Genomic DNA, 5,203 nt, shown 5'->3' on the forward strand with positions numbered 1-5,203 from the left:
AGGTGTCATGGTGCAAGGCAGGGGACGGTGGAGCCGGGCGACGGCCCAGGGGGCTGGCTGCAGACTAAAATCGCTGCCATTGTCGCCCACCCCCTGCGAGGGAGCCGGTCGGTGACCACGCGCCGTATGCCACTTTGTCGCCGCGCCTGGCCGCAGTCATCGACGGCCCGGTGCCTTCCCACCCACTTGTGATGCCGCTGCTGACCCTCTTCCTGACTGCCGCTTCCGCACCTTCCGCCACGGTTCAGCCTGCACTGTGCGGGCGCCGCGCATGACGATGAAGCAACTGGCGCTGGACATCGGCCTGGCCACCGGGCCCACTCTGGAGCGTTTTTTTGCCGGGCCCAACGAGGCCGCGCTGCAGCACCTGCGCCTGGCCGCCGGGGCGGGCAGCAGCGAAGCCACCCGCTCCCCGGTGCCCACCTACCTCTGGGGCGAGCCGGGCAGCGGCAAGACCCATTTGCTCCAGGCCGTGCGCCAGGCCCTGCGCGAGCAGGGCTCCAGCGTGGGCTGGCTCGACCCCTCGGTGGGTGAGCCGCCAGACTTTGACGAGCGCTGGGCCGCCGTGGTCATGGACGACGTGCACCTGTACAGCACCGCCCAGCAGGCCACGGCCTTCAACTGGTTCGTCAATGCCATCAGCCCCGCCAGCGGTAGCCAGCGCTGGGTGCTGGCGGCTGGCGATCTGCCCCCCGCCGACCTGCCGCTGCGCGACGACCTGCGCAGCCGTCTGGGCTGGGGCCATGTGTTCCAGCTGCAACTGCTGGGCGAGGCCGAGCGCCGCGCCGTGCTGCGCCAGGAGGCCGATGCGCGCGGCGTGTTCCTGGGCGACGAAGTCATGGACTACATGCTCAACCGCTTTTCGCGCGACCTGGGCAGCCTGATGCAGCTGCTGGACCAGCTCGACGCCTTTGCCTTGCGCACCCAGCGTGCCATCACGATTCCGCTGCTCAAGACAATGCTCGAATCGGAATAAAAAATGAGGAACAACCCCCTGAGCGGCTGCGCCGCTTCCCCCTTCTCTCGCTGTGCTGCGCACCGCGGGAAGGAGGACGCCGCCAGCGCGGCGGGGCGGCCCTTGCGCGGCGGCCGCTGGGTTTGGGCAGCGACAGTTTTTGCAACCGCTCGCGCAGCGCAACTTATTGAATGATTGAAATGCAAAGAAGCCGCCTTCGCTTGGCGCTGTTTGACCTGGACCACACGCTGCTGCCGCTCGACTCTGACTACGAGTGGGGCGAGTTCACCATCCGCATCGGCTGGAACGACCCGGTGGAGTTCGGGCGCCGCAACGACGAGTTCTATGCCCACTACCAGGCGGGAACGCTCGATGTGCACGACTACGTGCGTTTTGCGACCGAGGCCGTGCGCTTGCGCGGGCCCGATGCCGCAGCGGCGGCGCACCAGCAGTTCATGCGCGAGGTCATCACCCCCGCCATCCAGCCCCAGGCGCTCGACCTGATCCGCCAGCACCAGGCAGCGGGCGACGAGGTGGTGATCGTCACTGCCACCAACGAGTTCGTGACCACCCCCATCGCCCAGGCGCTGGGGGTGCCGCAACTGCTGGCCGTGCAGCTGGTGCGCGACGCCAGCGGCTGGTACACCGGCGAGATTGACGGTATCCCGACCATGCGCGAAGGCAAGGTGCGCCGCATGGAACAATGGCTGGCCGAGCGGCAGCTCAGCTGGGCCGACGTGGAGAGCACCTTCTACAGCGACTCCATGAACGACGTGCCCCTGCTGGAGAAGGTGAACCACCCGGTCGCCACCAACCCCGACCCGCGCCTGCGCGCCCTGGCCCAGGAGCGCGGCTGGCGCATACTGGACCTGTTTGCCGAGCCTGCCAGCCAGACGGCCTCCTGACCCCCTGCGCTCGCAGTCCCCTGATATCTCCCTACCCATGATCAAGAAGTTCATCGACAAACTGCTGGGCAAATCGACGCCCGGGACCTCGGGCGGCAAGCCCCATTTCGGCAAGCGCGAAGAGGTGCCCGCCAGCGTGCACGGCATCAACCCCGAGCTGGTGGACCGCCGCGCCGCCGAGGTGGTGCAGACGCTCAAGGACGCTGGCTTCGAGGCCTACATCGTGGGTGGCGCTGTGCGCGACCTGCTGCTGGGCCTGCGCCCCAAGGACTTCGACGTGGCCACCAACGCCACGCCCGAGCAGGTCAAGGGCCTGTTTCGCCGCGCCTTCATCATCGGCAAGCGCTTTCGCATCGTGCATGTGGTGCACGGCCGGGGCCGCGAGCACGAGGTGATCGAGGTCTCCACCTTCCGCGCCTACCTCGACAATGCCGCAGCGGGTCAGGTGGCTGGCAACGAAAAGACCAGCAAGGCGCAGCTGTCGGGCATGCAGCATGCCGTGGACGCCAGCGGCCGCGTGCTGCGCGACAACGTCTGGGGCCCGCAGGACGAAGACGCGACGCGCCGCGACTTCACCGTGAACGCCATGTACTACGACCCGGTCAGCCAGATCGTGGTCGACTACCACAAGGGTTTGCAGGACGCGAAGAAGAAGACGCTGCGCATGATTGGCGACCCCGCCACGCGCTACCGCGAAGACCCGGTGCGCATCATCCGCGCCGTGCGTTTTGCGGCCAAGCTCAGCCCGCTGGGCTTCAGCATCGATGCCAAGTCGGCCGCGCCGCTGGTGCAGTCGCAGGCCCTGCTGGCCGAGGTGCCCCAAAGCCGCATGTTTGACGAAATGCTCAAGCTGCTGCAGACCGGGCACGCCATCGCCACCATCGAGCAGCTGCGCAAGCTGGGCATGTCCAAGGGCATCTACCCGCTGCTGGACGTGGCCGTGGAGCGCGCCGACACGCCGTTTGTGAAGGCGGCCCTGGTGGACACCGACCGCCGCGTGAACGAAGGCAAGCCTGTGGCCCCCAGCTTCTTGTTGGCCTGCGTGCTGTGGGAAGACGTGCGCAATGGCTGGCAGGAGCGCCTAAACCAGCGCCAACACCCGCTGCCCGCGCTGCAAGAGGCCATCGACGAGGTGTTCGACAAACGCATTGGCGACGTGTCGGGCCGCGGCAAGCTGGCCGCCGACATGCGTGAGATCTGGGTGATGCAGCCGCGTTTTGAAAAGCGCGTGGGCAACACGCCGTTCGGCATGGTCATGCAGCCGCGCTTTCGCGCCGGGTTCGACTTCATGCGCCTGCGCGCCGATGTGGGCGAAGTCGAGGAAGCCCTGGCCGAGTGGTGGCAGGACTTCCAGGCGGCGGACGATGAGCGCCGCGACGACCTGATGGACCAGGCCAAGGAAGAGCAGAAGGCCCGCCAGAAAGCGCAGCCTGTGGTCAAGCGTGTGCCTCGCAGTGCACCTGCGGCGGCACCACGTGCCCCTGGCACCGTCCAAGACACTGACCATGCGGGCGGCGAGACCGAATGGGCCGCCGAAAGCGGCGCGCCCAAGAAGCGCCGCCGTCGTCGCCGCAAGCCCGGTGGTGGTGGCGGCGAAGGTGCAGCACCTGCTGCGGCTGGCGAGTGAGTTGGCCGGACGTGGGGGAGCAGGCTGAGCGGCCCTCTCGGGTCTATGTGGGCCTGGGGGCCAATCTGGGAGAGCGGCAAGCCGCCTTGCGCAATGCTTTGGCGGCCATGGGTCAATTGCCCGGCACGCGGGTCCTGCGCGTGTCGCCGCTCTATGGCAGCGCACCGGTCGATGCCGGTGGCCCGGACTACCTCAACGCCGTGGCCGAGCTGACAACGACTCTGGCACCTGATGCCCTGCTGGGTGCCCTGCAAGCCATCGAGCTATCTGCTGGCCGCGAGCGCCCCTACCGCAACGCGCCGCGCACGCTGGACCTCGACATTCTGTGGTTTGGTGACCAGGTGATCGACACCCCCACACTCACCGTGCCCCACCCCCGCATGGCCGAGCGCGCGTTCGTGCTGCGCCCCCTGGCCGATCTGGTGCCTGGGCGGGTGGATGCGTCGGCGTTGCAGGCCGTAGCGACTCAGGACATCCACCAGCTGGAAGGCCCGGCTTGGGTGGGCACTTTGGTGGGTGAATAATTTGCTCCTAAATTGGGAGCTTTTTGCGCTTTATAGATAAGCGCCAGGGCCTGAAAAGGCTTAAAAATACTCCCGTCTGCATTGGCTTTGCGGGCGACAGATGAAACGGACGCGGTCCAACGCCAGTGCCGCCGTGGAACCGGCTCCGCCGGGCCTCGGGTGGCGTCTCTCTCGGGGGCTGGGAGGCCGCAGCCGCAAGCCTGCCCGCGCAGGCGTGGACGGCATCGAAGAGGTGCCGCCTCAGGCGGCAGCACCGAGCGGATTGCGTCTCAGAGAGTCAATCGACTTTTGCCCCGGACGCCTTCACCACCTGCTGGTACTTGGCACGCTCGCTGGCCATGAAGCTGTCGAACTGCTGCGGCGTGGTGGCCACGGGCTCCGCCAGCAATGCGGCAAAGCGGGTCTTCGTTTCGGGCGCGTTCAGTGCCGCCACAAAAGCCTTGTTCAGCTTGTCGATGATGGGCTTGGGCGTGGCGGCCGGCGCCACCAGGCCCCACCAGGTGTCGATGGAAAAACCCTTGAAAGTCGCGGACAGCGGTGGCACGCCTGGCAGCGAGGCCGAGGCGTCGAGCGAGGTCACGGCCAGCGCCTTGAGCTTGCCCGCGCGGATGTTGGGCGCTGCGGCGGCCAGATTGTCGATGTTGAAGTCCACCTCGCCCGCCAGCAGTGCCAACTGGGCCGGGTTGGCGCCCCGGTAGGGGATGTGCAGTGCGTAGATGCCGGCGCGCTGCTTGAACATCTCGCCCGCCAGGTGGCCCGCGCTGCCGTTGCCGCCACTGCCGTAGTTGAGCTTGGCGGGGTTGGCCTTGGCGTAGGCGATGAGGTCGGTCACGGTGTGGATCTTGAGCTGCTCGGCCTTGGCGGCGTTCATGACCAGCACGTTGGGCACGCGCACCATCTGCGTGATGCCGGCAAAGTCCTTGCCTGCGTCATAGGGCATGCGGGCATACAGCCAGGGGTTGACTGCGTGGGTGGCGGTGGCCGCGATGCCAATGGTCAGGCCATCGGGGGCAGCTTTGGCAATCGCGTCGGCGCCAATGTTGCCGCCCGCGCCACCCTTGTTGTCGATGATGACCGTGCCCAGCGATTCGCGCACGCGCTCGGCCAGTGCGCGGGCCGTGACGTCGATGGGGCCGCCCGGGGCATACGGCACGATCAGGCGGATGGGCTGGCCGGCATCCTGAGCCCAGAC

At 67.5% G+C, this 5,203-nt stretch carries 5 protein-coding genes; 4 read left to right on the forward strand and 1 reads right to left on the reverse strand.

Translation table 11 applies throughout. The features are described from left to right. Positions 1–277: 277 nt before the first annotated feature. The 4 genes from hda to folK all read left to right on the forward strand — a co-directional run bounded on the left by hda (position 278) and on the right by folK (position 4,011). Complete coding sequence (gene hda / locus DBR23_RS13800; protein WP_056066700.1) at positions 278–976, forward strand: DnaA regulatory inactivator Hda; 699 nt, start codon at positions 278–280, stop codon at positions 974–976. Between the two features lie 179 nt (positions 977–1,155). Continuing rightward, positions 1,156–1,860 carry an HAD family phosphatase gene (locus DBR23_RS13810; RefSeq protein WP_233250455.1) on the forward strand — a complete coding sequence of 235 codons (705 nt, stop codon included), beginning with the start codon at positions 1,156–1,158 and terminating at the stop codon, positions 1,858–1,860. A 37-nt stretch (positions 1,861–1,897) separates the two neighbouring features. Then, positions 1,898–3,487, forward strand: coding sequence for a polynucleotide adenylyltransferase PcnB (pcnB, locus tag DBR23_RS13815; protein ID WP_056066705.1), 1,590 nt, complete (start codon positions 1,898–1,900; stop codon positions 3,485–3,487). Further along, positions 3,484–4,011 (forward strand): 2-amino-4-hydroxy-6-hydroxymethyldihydropteridine diphosphokinase, encoded by a 528-nt coding sequence (gene folK, locus DBR23_RS13820; protein WP_056748294.1) that lies wholly within the window; start codon positions 3,484–3,486, stop codon positions 4,009–4,011. The genes pcnB and folK overlap by 4 nt, the downstream gene beginning before the upstream one ends. 277 nt (positions 4,012–4,288) lie before the next feature. On the opposite strand, the gene DBR23_RS13825 is transcribed toward folK, so the two are convergent. Further along, positions 4,289–5,203: tripartite tricarboxylate transporter substrate binding protein (locus tag DBR23_RS13825; RefSeq protein WP_233250456.1), on the reverse strand; the 915-nt coding region annotated here is incomplete at its 5' end.

The organism is Acidovorax sp. HMWF018 (genome assembly GCF_003061035.1).
Classification (GTDB): domain Bacteria; phylum Pseudomonadota; class Gammaproteobacteria; order Burkholderiales; family Burkholderiaceae_C; genus Acidovorax; species Acidovorax delafieldii.

Coding starts and splice junctions, on each gene's coding strand:
- hda (WP_056066700.1), top strand. CDS start 278: ATGAAGCAACTGGCGCTGGACATCGGCCTGGCCACCGGGCCCACTCTG.
- DBR23_RS13810 (WP_233250455.1), top strand. CDS start 1,156: ATGCAAAGAAGCCGCCTTCGCTTGGCGCTGTTTGACCTGGACCACACG.
- pcnB (WP_056066705.1), top strand. CDS start 1,898: ATGATCAAGAAGTTCATCGACAAACTGCTGGGCAAATCGACGCCCGGG.